Origin of the sequence: Siccibacter colletis, assembly GCF_000696575.1 — a bacterium.
GTDB classification, from domain to species: domain Bacteria; phylum Pseudomonadota; class Gammaproteobacteria; order Enterobacterales; family Enterobacteriaceae; genus Siccibacter; species Siccibacter colletis.
In genome coordinates this window covers 63983-79873 of sequence record NZ_JMSQ01000005.1, presented here as the reverse complement: position 1 = coordinate 79873, position 15891 = coordinate 63983, and the positions used below count along the sequence as shown (strand labels likewise).

11 protein-coding genes are annotated in these 15891 nt (G+C 59.6%); 3 read left to right on the top strand and 8 right to left on the bottom strand.

Going from position 1 to position 15891, the window contains the following annotated elements:
- Positions 1 to 70 precede the first annotated feature (70 nt).
- Positions 71 to 1531, top strand: a complete 1461-nt coding sequence (locus ET34_RS0104720; protein ID WP_051640476.1) for a sugar porter family MFS transporter — start codon at positions 71 to 73, stop codon at positions 1529 to 1531.
- 47 nt (positions 1532 to 1578) lie between these two features.
- Here ET34_RS0104720 and ET34_RS0104715 read toward each other — a convergent pair whose 3' ends face one another.
- Positions 1579 to 2538, bottom strand: a complete 960-nt coding sequence (locus tag ET34_RS0104715) for a sensor domain-containing diguanylate cyclase (protein ID WP_031519901.1) — start codon at positions 2536 to 2538, stop codon at positions 1579 to 1581.
- A gap of 228 nt (positions 2539 to 2766) precedes the next feature.
- On the opposite strand from ET34_RS0104715, the gene ET34_RS0104710 reads away from it, so the two are divergent.
- Positions 2767 to 2961 (top strand): hypothetical protein, encoded by a 195-nt coding sequence (locus ET34_RS0104710; protein ID WP_031519900.1) that lies wholly within the window; start codon positions 2767 to 2769, stop codon positions 2959 to 2961.
- A 26-nt stretch (positions 2962 to 2987) separates the two neighbouring features.
- Here ET34_RS0104710 and ET34_RS0104705 read toward each other — a convergent pair whose 3' ends face one another.
- From ET34_RS0104705 to ET34_RS0104675, 7 genes are all read right to left on the bottom strand, one after another.
- A complete protein-coding gene (locus ET34_RS0104705; protein ID WP_031519898.1) occupies positions 2988 to 3233 on the bottom strand; it encodes a DinI-like family protein in 246 nt (81 codons plus the stop codon).
- A 90-nt stretch (positions 3234 to 3323) separates the two neighbouring features.
- A complete protein-coding gene (locus ET34_RS0104700) occupies positions 3324 to 5522 on the bottom strand; it encodes a glycoside hydrolase family 2 protein (RefSeq protein ID WP_031519896.1) in 2199 nt (732 codons plus the stop codon).
- Positions 5519 to 8212 (bottom strand): hybrid sensor histidine kinase/response regulator, encoded by a 2694-nt coding sequence (locus tag ET34_RS0104695; RefSeq protein ID WP_051640475.1) that lies wholly within the window; start codon positions 8210 to 8212, stop codon positions 5519 to 5521. Before ET34_RS0104695 ends, ET34_RS0104700 begins: the two co-directional genes overlap by 4 nt.
- 18 nt (positions 8213 to 8230) lie before the next feature.
- A complete protein-coding gene (locus ET34_RS0104690; protein ID WP_031519892.1) occupies positions 8231 to 9625 on the bottom strand; it encodes a DUF3131 domain-containing protein in 1395 nt (464 codons plus the stop codon).
- Positions 9610 to 11160: a DUF3131 domain-containing protein gene (locus ET34_RS0104685; RefSeq protein WP_081826903.1), complete on the bottom strand. Its 1551-nt coding sequence runs from the start codon at positions 11158 to 11160 to the stop codon at positions 9610 to 9612. Before ET34_RS0104685 ends, ET34_RS0104690 begins: the two co-directional genes overlap by 16 nt.
- Positions 11157 to 12524 (bottom strand): DUF3131 domain-containing protein, encoded by a 1368-nt coding sequence (locus ET34_RS0104680; protein WP_051640474.1) that lies wholly within the window; start codon positions 12522 to 12524, stop codon positions 11157 to 11159. Before ET34_RS0104680 ends, ET34_RS0104685 begins: the two co-directional genes overlap by 4 nt.
- Positions 12521 to 14344 (bottom strand): glycosyltransferase family 2 protein, encoded by a 1824-nt coding sequence (locus tag ET34_RS0104675; RefSeq protein ID WP_031519887.1) that lies wholly within the window; start codon positions 14342 to 14344, stop codon positions 12521 to 12523. The genes ET34_RS0104680 and ET34_RS0104675 overlap by 4 nt, the downstream gene beginning before the upstream one ends.
- Before the next feature lie 318 nt (positions 14345 to 14662).
- Here ET34_RS0104675 and opgC point away from each other — a divergent pair, with 318 nt between their 5' ends.
- Positions 14663 to 15883 carry an OpgC domain-containing protein gene (gene opgC / locus ET34_RS0104670; RefSeq protein WP_031519885.1) on the top strand — a complete coding sequence of 407 codons (1221 nt, stop codon included), beginning with the start codon at positions 14663 to 14665 and terminating at the stop codon, positions 15881 to 15883.
- Positions 15884 to 15891: the final 8 nt, after the last annotated feature.

Below are 15891 nucleotides of genomic sequence, written 5' to 3'. Positions count from 1 at the left end.
TTCATGCCTATACTTATACCTTTCTTTACACAGCGACCTGCTGTGTTTGCCGTTAAACATGGATGCCACTATGCAAAACCCTTCCCCGACCCCGTCGACCACCCAGGACGACAGCGGGCCGCTTAACTTCACTGTCCAGCAGCGTCTGTTCTTCGTGGTGCTGGTCGCCACCATGGGCGCGCTGGCCTATGGCTACGACACCGGGATCATCTCCGGCGCGCTGCCGTACATGACGCTGCCAGCCTCGCAGGGCGGCCTCAACCTGACTCCCTTTACTGAAGGGCTGGTGACCTCCTCGCTGACCTTCGGGTCGGCGGTCGGCGCGTTTCTCAGCGGTTATGTCTCGGATCGCTTTGGTCGCCGTATCACCCTGCGCAGTCTGGCGCTGCTGTTTGTCGCCGGAGCGCTCGGCACCACCGTGGCCCCCAATATCGAAATCATGGTGGTGATGCGCTTTATTCTCGGTATCGCCGTCGGCGGCGGCTCGTCAACCGTGCCGGTATTTATCGCCGAAATCGCCGGGCCGAAACGCCGGGCGCCGCTGGTGAGCCGTAACGAGCTGATGATCGTGTCAGGCCAGCTGCTGGCCTATATCGTCAGCGCCTCAATGAGTCTGCTGCTGCACGATCCGCAGATGTGGCGCTACATGCTGGCGCTGGCGATGGTGCCGGGTGCGTTACTGTTCGTCGGCACCTTCTTTGTGCCGGCCTCGCCGCACTGGATGGTGGCGGAAGGGCGCTTCAGTGAAGCGCTGCGTATTTTGCGTAAGCTGCGTGAGAACCCGCGGGACATTAAAAAAGAGATGGCGGACATGCGCCAGAATGCCCGCGAAGCACGCCAGGGGCCGTCCGCGCGCGAGCTGCTGAAGGAGAAATGGATCGTTCGCTTGCTGGTGATGGGCTGCGGCATGGGGATTGTGCTGCAGTTTACCGGGGTTAATGCCTTTATGTATTACACGCCGATCATCCTGAAGAGTACCGGTCTCGGCACCAGCGCTTCCATCGCGGCCACCATCGGCAACGGCCTGGTGTCCGTGCTGGCGACCTTCGCCGGTATCAAAGCCATCAGCCACTTTGGCCGCCGCCCGATGCTGATGACCGGTCTGACCATCGTCATCGCCATGCAGCTGGCGTTGGGTGCGGTGCTGGTGTTTATGCCGAACAGCATGACGCAGAGCCTGCTGGCGCTGGCGTGCATCCTGGTGTTCCTGTTCTTTATGCAGATGTGCATCTCGCCGGTGTACTGGCTGCTGATGGCGGAGCTGTTCCCGATGAAACTGCGCGGGGTGTTAACCGGCTCGGCGGTGTCGTTCCAGTGGATCTGTAATGCCGCCGTGGCGTTTGCCTTCCCGCCGCTGCTGTCGCTGGTGGGTAACAACGCGTTCTTTATCTTTGCCGGCATTAACGTGGCGTCGCTGGTGTTTGTTGCACTGGTGCTCCCGGAAACCCGTGGCAAATCGCTGGAGCAGATCGAAACGCATATGCGCGAGCGCTTCGGTGACAAAGGTGAGGCGTCTGCGTCCGCCGTGTGATAGCGCGGCCCTGCAGCCGTGGGGGAGAACCACACGGCTGCAGGCGGTCAGCGAAGGTTTTTCCTGCGCTTCTCGGAGTACATCACGCTGTCGCTCTCCCTGACCATCTCCAGCAGGGAGTCAAACCGGTCGTAGTCGCTGTGCATGATGCCCCACGAATAGTTGATGTTATACGGCTTACCGGCGTTAGCGTTATGCGCGTCTATGCCTTCGCGCAGCTTGTCGAGGAAAGGTTGCACCTCGCTCGCACTGGCCACCATCACCGCAAATTCATCCCCGCCGAGGCGGCCAACGATATCTCTCACCCCCGCATGCTGGCGCAGCTGTCCTGCGAACACCTTCAGCACTTCATCCCCTTCCGCATGGCCCCACAGGTCATTGATCGGTTTGAACTTATCCATATCAAAATAGATGATGCTGAATGAGGCTTCTTCCTGACGTAGCGTCTTAAAACGCTTATCACCGCTGCGATAGAAGCCGCGGCGGTTGGGAATACCGGTCAGGCTGTCGGTCATCGCCATGTTGATGACCTGAAACTCATCTTCGAGAATAAACGCCAGATCCTTGAGGGACGTAATATCCTCATCGGAGAAGTCGCGCGGCGTGGCATCGATCAGGCACAGGGTGCCGACCACCGCACCGTCGGGCGGGCGCACCGGGTAACCGGCATAGAAGCGGATGAAGGGCTCGCCCGTCACCAGCGGATTATCGTGGAAGCGTTCATCGAGACGGGCGTCGTTCACGATAAACGGCCCCGCCTGCAAAATGGCGTGGCCGCAAAACGAGACGTCGCGCGTGGTTTCCCGCGTGTTCAGCCCCTGGCAGGCAAGCAGCCACTGACGGTCGCGGTCCAGCAGGCTGATGATCGCCACCGGCACCTTAAAAATTTTTTTGGCAAGCCGCGTTAAGCGTTCGAAGCGCTCATCATCCCTGGTATCGAGCAGGTCGATCATATACAGGGAATTCAGCCGCTCTTCTTCATTTTCAGGTATTCCGGGAAACTTCATCTGTTACCTCGACGTCAGCGGTGGCGTGGCCGCCATCATTCTGAAAGCGTGCATTCTGACAAAATATATCCTTCAGTAAATGACTGAGTATAGAGGTAAAAAGGGGATGTTTGTGGCGCGTGGAAAAGGTGTGACCACTGGCCTGCGGGCGAAGCCTGCGCGAAGCGCGCCACGCAACTCGTCCACGCTCAGCTAAACTTACTGAACACACATTCCCGGGAGGCAGCAATGTTTAACCACGATACTAATGACGAGCGTAAAAAAGAGGGTGAGGTGCATAAGGGGCTGCCGGAGGCGGCACCGAATCACGGCAATGCGTATGAAGAAGATGATCTGGGCGTGACGGGCAATCCGAATCAGCATGGTGAAGCGCCCCGGCCGGAAGAGGCCGCCGATAATAACGCTTCACGTCGTAATAAATAGTGCCACAGGCGCGGGGCCGCGCCTGATTACTCCTCTGCTACCAGCCACATATCGGCTTCTTCAAACATCTCCTGAATCGCCTGACTGATAATCGATTTTTCATTTTTGGTCGCATCGGTGTTGATCGCCGGATTGGTCATCATCGGCTTCACGCGCACGTCGGCGTCGGGGAAAATACGGTGGATACGTTTGGTGAGTTCAGTAAGGATAAGCTCGCGCGCGCCGGGTAACCCTGCCACGTTGCGCTTATCGTAAATGAGTTCGACGAACATAAAAGTGCCTTTACTGTTTTTTTGTACAGCATTTTTGCCTGCTTTGACCCGGGATGTCAAGGGCGCGACGGGGGGGACCGCGCCCGTTGTTCACCGGGGCAGCACGTCGATGCGCAGCCGGTTATCCGCTACGGTTTTTCCCGCGGCGTTGAGAATGCGGCTTTCCACCTGCAACGGCTGCGTACCCTCTGGCGTCACCGGCAGGCTGACAATTTTATTCCCGCTGTCGGCCGGGATAGTGACGGGCTGCTCGCCCTGCTCCAGCAGCTTCCCGCCCTGTTTCACGCGCCACGCCAGGCGCGCGCCGGAGAGCCCGGATGGCTGGTCGTTGACGATCCACAGGTGGATCTGCCCAGGCTGGTCCGCTTTCCACTGCACGTTAACCGGGTCGATGGAGGGCAGCAATGGCTGATAGGCGCGCTGCAGGGCGTAATAACCGGCCTTCGGCTGGCGCAGGTAGTCCACCACGCCCCAGTTTATCGACGGCCAGGTCTCAACAAACATAAACTGGAACAGGGCGGTTACCGGCTGGTAGCGTTGACGCCGGTAGCTTTCTGCCGCCAGCGCCACGAGGTCCGCCTGATATTGCTGGGTGTTATGGATGAAGCTTGCCATCGAATCGCCGCGGGAGAGACCGGCATTTTTGAACGTCTGAATCGGCTGGAAGTTGTGGTACTTCCAGCTCGTCCATTTCGGATCGCCCGGCTCGGTGCTGGCAGGCCACCAGTCTTTACGCGGAATTATGGTTTTCAGCGTGCTCAGCTTCGGCAGCGCCTGGGCACCAAATTCGGTGATGATGGCAGTTTTCGCCGGCTCCAGCAGATTTTGCAGCGTCCCGAAATACCAGCCCGCCCAGTAGTGCTCTTCGACGGCAGAGTAAGCGTGGACGATGCGCGTCTTGTCCTCGGCCAGCGCATCAGCGACGCGCTGCATCAGTACGCGGTTGAGATCTTTATGCCAGTCAGGGAAGCGCTTCTCCATCCACGGCGAGTTGAACGGCGGTTCGTTCTGACCACCCCATACTACGATAGACGGCGAGTTGCCGAACTGCGCCACCATCTCGCGGCTCTGTCGCGCAGCATTGTCAGCAAAGGCGTCGCTGTCGTCATAGCCCCACTGCAGCGGCACGTCCTGCCAGATCATCAGCCCGCGCTCGTCGGCCTGCTGATAGAGCGACCGGTTAGCGACGTGACCATGCACGCGGATCGCATTGGCATTCATCACCTCCACCAGCGCAAAATCCCGGGCGTAGCGGCGCGCTGTCATGGTGCTCAGCCAGGGGGAGCCGATGTAGTTGGTGCCGCGGACGAACACCCGCGTACCGTTGACGGTCCAGCCTTTATTATCGGGTTGTTCAGTCACCTGGCGCAGGCCGGTGCGGCTGCGGCGGCGGTCCAGTACTCCCGCGTCGTCGCGCAGGGTGGCGGTGACCTGATAGAGATGCGGGAAGCCATAGCCCACAGGCCACCACAGCTTCGCATCGGGCATCGGCAGCGACACCGCGATGCGCTGCGGGGTGTCGCCGGTCGCTTTCAGGTTCATCGGGAAGGCCTGCTGATAGCGCGTCCCGGTGAAGTTATCCGGCGCGGCGGTCAGGGTCAGGGTGGTCTGCACATCCGCCGGAGCGCGATACACCAGTTCGGCGCTGAGCGTGGGCTTGTCCAGCCCCTGCGACCAGTCGGGACGCAGGATCAGATTATCAATAGCCACGGCGCGGCTCAGGCGCAGGCGCACTGGCGCCCAGATGCCGCCTGAGTTGGCGTCCTGCCCCTGCGGCGACCAGGCACCGCCGGGCCGCGAGTCGTGCTGGTTGAGAATGCCTTTAACCTGTTTTTTATGCAGCGGCCATATCGTCTTCGGATCTTCAAACGGGCTGTCCACCCGCACCGCAAGGCGGTTGTAACGCGTGAGATCGCCAGTGATGTCTACGGCGAAGCGCTGGAAATAGCCTTCGTGCTTCGCCTGACGCTTACCGTTGAGCCAGACGTCAGCAAAGTAATCCACGCCGTCAAACTCCAGCGTCGCCAGGGTGTCGGCTGCGGGCTGTGGCAGCGAAAATTCGGTGCGATACCAGAGCGCACCCTGGTGGTCCCAGCCGGCGCTGTACCAGTTGGCCGGCACGCGCAGTTTGCGCCAGTTGGCATCCGTGCCGCGCCAGCCCTCGAAAGCCGGATCGTTGCCGTCGTGGGCGCGCCACTGGCCCGCCAGGGACCAGCTCACCGGGACCGGCGGCGCAGCCAGCACGGGCAGGGCGAGCAGGGCGCTTGCCAGCAGAATCAGACGCTTCATAGGCTCTCCCGAAGTTCTTGCAGGCGGGCGGTAACCGCATTGCTGGCCTGCAGCAGCTGCGCACTGAGCTGCCCGGCGTCCAGGGGCTCACCCTGTTTCGCGGCGGTTTCGGCGCGCTGTAACAGGCTGACCAGTTCGTCGAACCCAAAGGTGCCCGCCTCGCCGCGCAACTTATGGGCGAGACGCCCGATGGCCTGGCGATCGTCTGCGTGCAGCGCAGCATCCAGTGCCTGTACGGTGTCGGTAAAGTGGTCGTCAAACAGGGCCAGCAGCTCCTGCAATAGCGGCGGATCGACGCCGATGCGCTGGCACAGGGTTGCGGCGTCCGGCGAATCCGCCGGGGCGGTGACCGGGTCAGGACTCAGGTTTAGCCCCATGACGCGATCGATTTCATTGCTCAGCACGTCGAGGGTCACGGGTTTCGCCACATAGCCATCGAAGCCGTGCGCAAGGCAAAACTCCTTGTCGCCCTTCATGGCATGGGCCGTCATGGCGATAATGCGCTGGTGAGCGAAGGCCGGATTTACCTGTTCGCGCTCGCGGATAATCTGCGTCGCGCGCTCCCCGTCCATCTCCGGCATCTGCAGATCCATCAGGATCACATCCCACGGACCGTTATCAAGCTGCTCCAGCGCTTGCAGGCCATTATCGGCGAGGGCGAATTCATGCCCCAGCCGGGTCAGAAAATGGCTCGCCAGTTTCTGATTCACCAGGTTGTCTTCCGCCAGCAGAATGCGCAGGCCGCTGCACCGGGGGGCAACCTGCGCTGGCTGCGGCGTGCTGGCCGGGAAGGCCGTGGTGGTAGCCAGCGCCGCAAGCATCGCCTCTTTCAGCTCATACTGGTCCACGGGCTTGCTGAGAAAGTACTGGATACCCAGGCGTTTTAGCTGCCCGGAATCCATAAAGCGGCTCATCGAACTGAGCATCACGATTTTGCTGGCGGCGAGGCGGGCATCGGCTTTGATCTCCCGCGCCAGCGTCATGCCGTCCTTTTCCGGCATCTGGGCATCAAGCAGGATCAGGGCAAAGTGCGGATTCTGCGCTAACAGCGCCAGCGCGGCGTCCGCGCTGTCGGCGGTGGTCGGTTTCATTCCCATGTTGCGCAGCATATCGCTCATCAGGCGGCGGTTAGTGGCGTTGTCATCCACCACCAGCACCGTCACGCCCACCAGCGACGGCGGCGGTACTGACGGGCTGACCACCGGCACCTCCGGCAGCGGCAAGCTGAAGTGGAACACGCTGCCGCGGCCTGGTTCACTCTCGACGTTAAGCTCGCCGCCCATCATCTCCACCAGCCTGGCGGAGATGGTCAGGCCAAGCCCGGTGCCACCATAGCGCCGGGTGGTGGAGGTATCCGCCTGGCTGAAGGATTCAAAGATGAGCGACTGTTTATCCTGCGGAATACCAATCCCGGTATCGCGCACCTGGAAGCGCAGACGCGCTGCCTCGTCCTGGCGGGTGACCGACAGCTCCACCTCTCCGCTGTGGGTGAACTTCAGGGCGTTACTCACCAGATTGGTCAGTACCTGGCGCAGGCGCACGTTGTCGGTGGTGAGCACATTCGGGACATCCGGGGCAATGTTGAGCAGCAGTTCGAGATCTTTTTCCGAGGCGATGGGCATCAGGGCGCGCATCATCGACTGCAGGAACGGCCGCAGCTCGAAACGCTCCTCGTCAAGCTCCACCTTACCGGCCTCGATCTTCGAGTAATCGAGGATGTCGTTGATGATACGCAGCAGCGAACGGGCGGAGTGCTGCACGAGCGTCATATACTCGCGCTGCTCATCGCTCAGCGGCGTTTCAAGGCACAGCTGGGTCATGCCGAGAATGCCGTTCATCGGGGTACGGATCTCATGGCTCATATTGGCGAGAAACGCGCTTTTTGCTTCGTTAGCCGCGCGCGCTGCGGCCACCGCCTGAAGCGACACCTGCTCTGCTTCTTTACGTTTGGTGATGTCCTGCAGGGTGCCGATCACCCGCAGGGTTTCGCCCTCCACGCTCAGGCTGATCACCTGACCGGAAAGCAGCATCCAGCGGTAGCTGCCGTTGCGGTGCAGCAGGCGGATCTCCCGCTCAAACACCGGCTGTTGCTGATTGCTGGCATCCGCCAGCAACTGCTGAAGCGCCAGCCGATCGTCGGGGTGAATAATGGTATCAAACAGCGACCCGGCATAGTGCCAGGTTTCACGCGGGTAGCCGAGCAGCGTCAGCAGCGCATCGTTAACCTGCAGCAGATCGCTCTGCTTGTGCCAGTCCCAGATGCCGATAAGCGTCGACTCAGCGGCCAGCAGAAAATCCTGGTGCAGCTGCTCGCGCGAGCGGGTGATGAGATCCAGCCCGGACATATCGGTATGCAGGCTGACAATGCCGCCGTCCGGGGTGCGGGTATGCTGGACGTAGAGAGTTCGACCGGACATCTCGCGCAGCTCGCTGTGGTTATCGAGGCGGCAGCGGGCCAGCAGGCTGTTCATCATCGACTGTTTATTCTGGCTGTCGTCCGACATATAGGCGCTGGCGATAAACCCTTCAGCCAGCTCAGTGAGCGTCATTCCGGTCTTGATACGGTTCGCCATCCCCGGGTAAAACTCCTCAACCCGGGCATTAAAGGCCACCAGCCGCTCATCGGCGTCATAAACCAGCAGCGCGGCGCGGAGCGCATCGAGTTCCTGTGGCATTTTACCTTGCGGCATCTTTCCTCCTTTCCGCGGTCAGCGGGCGGCGACCGGCGCGGGGTCCGGCAGACAGCGTTGCAGTGCGGGCGAGAACGGGTCTGCGATTTGTCGGGCAAAATAGCCCGGACGGCGTGGCGTTTGCTCGCCGAGTAGCGGGCCGTAGTTGGCTTTATAGAACAGCGCTTCCAGCACCATCGCATTGGTCGAGAGCGTGATGGCCCGGTTGTAGTCTCCGGTGCTTTCAACCCGGCCTTCATACCAGCCGCGTTCGCGATCCTGCTGCAGCCGCGTCATCTTCATCAGCGCATCGGTAAAGGGCGTATCCCACAGCACCCACAGGCCAAATACTGCCCGGGTCGATACCTGGGCGAGGCGCGGATAGTATTTCCCGTCATCGCCGAGGGTGTTCCAGGCATAGCCATTGGCGAAGATGGTGTCGTTAACATGCCAGGGGGCTTCAGCAAGGTTAAAGTCGCTGCGCGCGGTCAGCACCTTATCCTGCTGCCAGCGCATCTCCTGTACGCGATACACATCGCTGGCGCGGTGGCGCAGGGTGCGCACGGTATCGCGGCTGGCACCCGGTAGTTCCCAGCCGTACTCCATGCCGCTCAGCACCGAGGGCAGGGTGGTAATGGCGGAGGGCGTCCAGGTGGTGCGCGGATCGCGGGCATCCACGTCCAGCGAGAGATTGTAGATGATGACCGGTTGTGCGGGAGGGGCCAGCGACAGCTGGTTGGCGAAACCCCACTCGCCAAAGCCGGCGGCGCTGTATTCGCTGTCGCCGAGCCGGCCTTCGGGGCGAGTGATCATCTGCTGGTTCTGCTGCATCTGGCCGGCAAAAAGCTGCCCCTGTTTATCGACGATGCGGCAAAAATTCCAGCGCAGCGGAATGCGCTCCAGATACTCGGCGTACTCCGGATGCCAGGCCGCTACCAGCCGCAGCCCTACCATCAGGCGCGCGATCTCCCGCGACGACCAGCCCAGTACGCGCGGCTTATTGCTGTAGTCGATCATCGCCCCGCTCTGGGTGTTGTAGAGCAGGTTTGGCAGGCTGTCGCTGGTGAGCATCAGGCGATTCAGGGTGCCCAGCAGCCGGGTAATGCGCTGGTCAAAGGTGACGTCGTCCACCAGACCAAGCTGGCGGGCGGCGGTGAGGGCAATCAGCGTGTCGCCCAGTTGCCAGACGCTGACTACCGGACGCTTGTCGCTACCATTGACCAGCCCATTGTGCGGCTGGGTGTTGTTTTCAAAGTAGCGCCAGGCGACGCGCGCCCAGCGCTGCTCCTCCGGGGTGAGTGCCCCGACGCGAGCGGTGGTGTGCCAGCCGCCGTTGACCAGCCAGCGCCAGCCCGCTCCGTCCTGGCGCAGCAGCAGCCACGCGGCAACAACGAGGATCGCAACCAGCAGCAGCCGGATTACTGTTTTAAGCATGTCGCGGCTACCGGAGGCAGTTTCACAGGGGCATTGCTGTCGCAGCGCGTGCATTTGCAGGCAGCGCAGGCGGGTGCGGTGCGTAACGCGGTGCCGGTCTGCTCACACCAGTTTTTGATACCCGGCGTCGGTTCCAGGAACGGGCGGTTGCGGCGACCGTTGTTCTCCTCAAAGGTATCCACCAGCCGCTTCTCCCACATCGACGGCGCAAAGCCTTTCTTGCGCGGATCGTTGCTGTTGAACTGCAGCAGCTTGCCCTGTTTTTTAAACAGCAGCGCTTCGAGCATGATGCCGTTGTTGTTGGCGGTGAACTCCTTGATCGGGCCGTCGCCGTTTTCATACAGCCCTTCGTAATAGCCTTTGCCCTGTTCATCGGCATTTTCAATGGCATCAAACAGGCGGTCGGTGTAGGGCGACTCCCACAGCGCCCACATGCCGAGCGCTGCCTTGAGCGAGACGGCGGCGACATTGGGCACGTACTGGCCCTTATCGGTAATGGTGTTCCAGTTAAAGCCGTCGCTGTAGACGGTGTCGTACACGAAGTACGGCGCTTTATCGAGCTGATGCTCGGAGCGCGCCGATAAGATGCCGGTAATGGTGTAGCGGTTCTCCTGGGCCTGATAGACGCGGTCGGCAAAGTTTTTCATCCACGGATGGCTGTAGTCTTTGACGTCATCGTCGCGGTCATCGGCGTTATCCCAGCCCAGCTCCAGACCGTGCAGCAGATAGGACTCGGTTACTACATAGTTATGCTGCTGGGTCAGACGCGGGTCGCGCGAGTCAAACGGCACCAGCACACAGTAGATCTCTGCCAGCGCGTAAGGCTCGGGGCGGCTGGCCTGGCAGGTAGTAAAGCCCCACAGCTGATAGCCCGCGGCGGCATACTCTTCATAGCCCAGACGGCCTTCCTGCACGTACTGCACCTTTTTCTGTCCGTCAACGTAGGCGCCGGTCATGGTGCCGCAGTCGTCCACCACGTTGGTGAAGTCCCAGCCCAGCACCACGTTATCAATGCTGTTGCTGTATTCCGGGTAACGCTCTTTGATGATCTTCAGCCACACCATCATGCGGCCAATATCGATGGCGGAAAAACCGATCTCACCGGGTTTGTTCAGGTAGTTCACCTTCTGCCCGGTAATGGTGTTGTAAGCCTTATTGGGCACCTGATTCTGGAACAGGGAGAGCTTGTTCAGCGTCGCCATAAGCTGCAGCATGCGGCGGTCAAACTCGGCTTTATCGATTATTCCCAGCTCGCGGGCGGCGGTCATAGCAGCCAGATAGGAGGCGCTGTCCCACATGGTGGTGGACGGATATTTGTTTACCGCGTTCACCAGCCCGGTGGTGGGCTGGGTATTGGCGACAAAATATTGCCAGGCGTTCTTCGCCATCGCCATTTCACGCTCGCTCAGCTCGCCCTGGCGCACCGGGTAGTCCGATGCCGGCAGCGTGGTGGCGGCCTGGGTGTCGGGAAGGGTGAACAGCAGCGAGATCAGCAGGGCAGTTGTCAGCCCTAAGTGTCGCGGTAAGCATCTCATTCTGGTGTCACTCCTTCTTGTGCATTATCGGTGTCTGCCGCGCCCGCTCTTGACAGGCAGCCGAGGCAGAGCAGCTGTCCGCTGGTGATGTAGTTCAGGCTTTCAAGAATGACGGCATTGGTATCCGCTTCGATTTTCGGGTTAACGCTGCCATCGATGTTGTAGCCGGACTTCCAGCCCTGGCCCGGCTCCAGCATCGGCAGCATGTGCTGGCGCATGGCGTTGCTCCAGTTGTTACGGAACAGGGCATACCAGCCAAACGCGCCACGGGTGGACAACAGCGCTCTGGCGGCCGGATTGGTATCGGGTTCAACCACGTTTTCCGTCGCGGTACGGGTCAGCGGCTGGCTGTCCGGCTGGCTGGCGGTGTAGTCCGGTGCCTGCTCGGCATAGTCGGTGTTAATGGTGACGCTCTGGTCTTCGTACTGGCTGCGTTTTTGCAGGATCTGCATGATGCGCCAGGCGATCTCGCCGCTGCGCGCGTCAAAGCCCTGCTCCAGACCAGTGAGCACATATGGCAGGGTAACCAGCGACGGCTGTTTGCCCCAGGGCGTGCGCAGTCCCTCGTCTGGCACCATGATGCTGTCGATCTCTATCATCTTCAGGCCGTCCGGCGGCTGGGTCACCGCGAGGCCTGATGCGGTATTGATGGTGCGTAACATGTTGCTGGCATAAAGCCGGTAGCCATAGCTGCTGCGGCTTTCGTCTGCGCGCATCACCCAGCGGGTGACCGGCAGGTTAGTATTTTGCGGCCCGCTTGCGGCAATCAGGTCGTCAAGATGCCATTTGCTCAGTAACTGCTGCACCGCCAGCGCATGCTCAGGGTAGCGCCAGAGCAGGATTTGCAGCGGTATCATCAGCCGCCCCATGTCGATAGCCGAGCCAGAATTGTCATCACTGCCCGTCAGCGGTGTCAGGGTTTCGGCGTGGTAGTACGTGGCGGGATGGCCGTTATCAAGCAGCGGCAGGGTGCCGAGCGTCTCCAGCGCGCTGAGGATGCGGTCGTCAAACTCACTGCGGGAAATGATATGCAGCTGATACGCCGAGATGCTGGCCAGCAGATAGCTGCCGGTACTCCACAGGCTGAACCAGGGCTGCGACGCCTCGGCGTTCACCAGGCCATTGGGCTGGGTATTGTTGACAAAATACTGCCACGCCACCCGTGCCCAGAGCGCTTCGTCCAGCGTCAGGGCGCGTGTAGCGGGCAGGGCCGGGAAATCTTTGCTCAGCACTATCCCCTCGGCGGTTTCAATCCGCTTTGGCATCTGCTGCTCCACCCACAGCACAATGGCAAAGCCAACCATAAAGCCGATAAGAATAGTCAGGTAGCTGCGTGCGCTGCGGATCCCATGCCGGATACTCATGCGTTTTCCGCCTCCTGCGTTTCAGGCGGCGTCCACATCGCGGCCATGATCATCGGTAGCATGGCGGCGATGTTTACCCCGCCCCAGAAAATATTGATCACGTAGCCGGACGGGTCATCGACCTGACCGCGTGCCACCTGAATACCGCCCCAGATCAGCCCCAGCAGGGTTAGCACTACAATGGCGATCTGCGGCTTCACCAGGTACAGGAAGCGCCCGGTCTGGCGCTCCTTCGGGGTAACATCAAATTTGATTTTCTCGCCGCGCAGCACGGTATTGAGCGCGCGCAGGTTGACCGAGAAGAACGAGAGGTAAGAGGCGCGCCCGTCCCAGGCTGAAATCCCCCAGGTGCCGAACATAAATGCCAGTTCGCTGATGATGAAAAACGGCAGGAAGTGCAGATAAAACGGCTCGGAGTAGGCCGACACCGGTGGGATGCCGGTGAACAGGTAAATTAACGGCGAGATGAGGAATACCGCATTCCAGACGCAGGCCAGATAGGACCAGAAGGTGGTAGCGTACATCAGGGTCTGGCCGGGGCTGAGGCGGAAACGACGGCGGCTGAAGACTTTGTCGTGAAACAGAATGTCCAGCGAGCCTGCGGCGTATTTGAAGCGCTGGATCATCCAGGTCAGCAGATCCTGCGGCGAGAGCATTTTCGATTCGATAGTGGGGTGCATCACCGAGCGCCAGCGCCGCTCGCTGTCGCCGTGCAGCACGATGGAGGTGTAAATATCCTCCGAGACGTGGAATTTGTAAGGCGTCAGTTCGGTATCGCTGATGACGTGAGGAAGCATGGCGCGGCTCAGCGCGGCGCGGGTATCCTCATCGCGGATAGTGCCGGTGTAGCGGGCGATCTCCTCTTCCACCGTAAAGACGTAGCCGCGCAGCGCCGCCTGCATTACCGCCTCCCGGCGGTGCACGCTTGCCGCGCCGCAGCAGAAGGCCGCGTTGGCCCAGTTACGGCGGCGCAGAATGACATCGTAAAACATCCGCGGGTCGTTGAAGAACGGGTCGCTGCCGATGGTCAGACGGCCAAAAATACCCTCGGTTACGCGCCCGAACAGATAGCCCGGCAGGCCCACTTTGCGCTTCAGCCAGGCGTGAAGCCGCTCGCCTTCGGGGAGATCGAAAAACCACTGCGGGGTCTGCACCCAGGCGACGTCCGGGTCGCGGAAATAGCCCAGCGTATGGGTGAGCAGGGTAGGGAACACCCGCGTATCGGCATCGCAGATAACCAGAAAGTCGCCGTCGGTATGTTCCATGCCGTTGCGGATATTGCCCGCCTTATAGCCGATATTATTGTCGCGGGTGATGTAGTTGACCCCTTCCTCTTCGCACACCGCGCGCATCTCCGGGCGACGACCGTCATCAAGCACGTGAATACGGTAAATAATTTCTGACGGATAGCGCATTTTCAGCGCGTCCTGGATCGAGAGCCGCACCAGCTCCACGTCCTCAGAGTAAGTAGCGATAAACAGATCGACCTTAGGCGGACGCGATTCACCCCGATCCTGCGGGACCAGGCACTGATTAATATCCTCCGGCGGCGGAGGGCATTTCGGGTCTTTCACCTGCCAGATGTTGATGGTGAACAGCAGGGTGCCGATCCAGGCGAGAGTTTCTGCCAACGCCAGCGGCACCGCATACCACAGGGCGTCCATATTCAGCGATTCCATCCAGCGCCAGCGAATATAATTGGCACCCAGGATCAGGCCCGCAACGGCAAGCACCTGCCACAGTCGCATCATCCAGGGCGGCGTACGCAGAGGTTCAGGCGGCTTACGGTGTTCGAATCGTGAGAAATAATACTTTGGCATCCAGCACCCGACTTACAAGAAAGTGATATTCAGCGCCTGACCCACAAGAATATATCCTGTAGCCAAAAAGGCAGGTTACTGAAAACGTTATTATTGAAAATCATAGATGCAAGCATTGCCTTTGCAAGAAAACGGCAGAATAAGCGCTAAATAATTTTATTAAACCGTTGAAAGACGATTTAAAAAACGTTTAAGGGGTGATGATTAATTGTCTCTTTACACTTTGCGCATCTGCACTACATTAATATTAACAAGTCTGATAATTAAGCGAAGCGCGACACAGGGTTTCTGCCAGCGCTCTTTTCTGGAATACGGATTATGGTGGATACGGTTTCGGTGTCGCATCGCCAGTCGGTGCGTGAGAGGGTGCGCAGCTGGCGTTATACCGTGCCTGGACGGCGCGATCTCCGTATCGATATGCTGCGCGGTATCGCACTGGTGATGATGGTCGTCGCGCATACTGAAGTTATGTCGCTATTTAATATATTGACCTGGGAGCGGTTTGGATTAACAACCGGAGCCGAAGGGTTCGTTATTTTATCCGGATTTATGCTTGGTATGTTGAATCGTCAGCGCCTGCAAAAGGAAGTGTTGCTGACGCTATCCTGGAATCTGTGGCGGCGCGCCTTCAAAATATATCAGGTCAATATCGTTATCATTTTAATTATTCTGTTAATGTCTTATCTTCCCTGGATTAATACCTTCGAGGTTTCACACTTTGTTGACCGCTACTCCGGAACTGCCTGGTCGCTTTTCCCGACTACGCCGCAGATAAAAGAGACCTGGTTTAATATCATTTTATTTTTGCAAATAGGCCCACACCAGACGCAAATACTGGGGCTTTATATTTGTCTGCTGTTAATAAGCCCGGTTTATTTATGGTTTTTACACGCCGGGCGCGTCGCCTGGCTGGTGGTGTTATCCCTTGCAATCTATATCAGTTATCAACTCTGGCCGGTGCGGCTGACCGATGCAGAATTTGAGTTTGCCTTCCCGATGATGGCCTGGCAGCTCATCTACGTGCTGGGGATGAGCTGCGGCTGGTACAAAGACGAACTGATGTCGCTGGCACGCACCCTGCCGGGCAGACTCGTCATCAGCCTGATGGTGCTGTTCGCGCTGGGGATGATGTTCATTGCCCAGAACCATACAAACCCCTTTATGCCGCCCGGCCTGCTGATGCACGTTATCCCGCCGGCGGACTTCAACGGGTTCTATCACACGCTGGCCGCCAAAAACGGCCTCGGCCCGTTCCGCGTGCTGAACGATTTCTGCCTGATCGTGACGGTGTATCTGGTACTGACCCTATGCTGGCATCCGCTGGAGCGGGCGCTGGGCTGGTTCCTGATCCCGCTGGGCCAGCACTCGCTTTACACCTTCATCATTCACGTCTTTGTGGTGCTGGCGGTGAGTCAAATCGTGCATTTCGATCTCTGGCAACAGGCATGGTTACGCAACACCCTGATCCACGCTGTGGCGCTCGGGGTGCTGTGGTGGATGGCAAAAAAAGAGATTGGCGGACGCTTTATTCCCAATTAAGAGGAGCA

Bases quoted from the DNA above. Each gene is read 5' to 3' on its own strand.
- ET34_RS0104720 (WP_051640476.1), top strand. From the start codon at position 71: ATGCAAAACCCTTCCCCGACCCCGTCGACCACCCAGGACGACAGCGGG.
- ET34_RS0104715 (WP_031519901.1), bottom strand. From the start codon at position 2,538: ATGAAGTTTCCCGGAATACCTGAAAATGAAGAAGAGCGGCTGAATTCC.
- ET34_RS0104710 (WP_031519900.1), top strand. From the start codon at position 2,767: ATGTTTAACCACGATACTAATGACGAGCGTAAAAAAGAGGGTGAGGTG.
- ET34_RS0104705 (WP_031519898.1), bottom strand. From the start codon at position 3,233: ATGTTCGTCGAACTCATTTACGATAAGCGCAACGTGGCAGGGTTACCC.
- ET34_RS0104700 (WP_031519896.1), bottom strand. From the start codon at position 5,522: ATGAAGCGTCTGATTCTGCTGGCAAGCGCCCTGCTCGCCCTGCCCGTG.
- ET34_RS0104695 (WP_051640475.1), bottom strand. From the start codon at position 8,212: ATGCCGCAAGGTAAAATGCCACAGGAACTCGATGCGCTCCGCGCCGCG.
- ET34_RS0104690 (WP_031519892.1), bottom strand. From the start codon at position 9,625: ATGCTTAAAACAGTAATCCGGCTGCTGCTGGTTGCGATCCTCGTTGTT.
- ET34_RS0104685 (WP_081826903.1), bottom strand. From the start codon at position 11,160: ATGAGATGCTTACCGCGACACTTAGGGCTGACAACTGCCCTGCTGATC.
- ET34_RS0104680 (WP_051640474.1), bottom strand. From the start codon at position 12,524: ATGAGTATCCGGCATGGGATCCGCAGCGCACGCAGCTACCTGACTATT.
- ET34_RS0104675 (WP_031519887.1), bottom strand. From the start codon at position 14,344: ATGCCAAAGTATTATTTCTCACGATTCGAACACCGTAAGCCGCCTGAA.
- opgC (WP_031519885.1), top strand. From the start codon at position 14,663: ATGGTGGATACGGTTTCGGTGTCGCATCGCCAGTCGGTGCGTGAGAGG.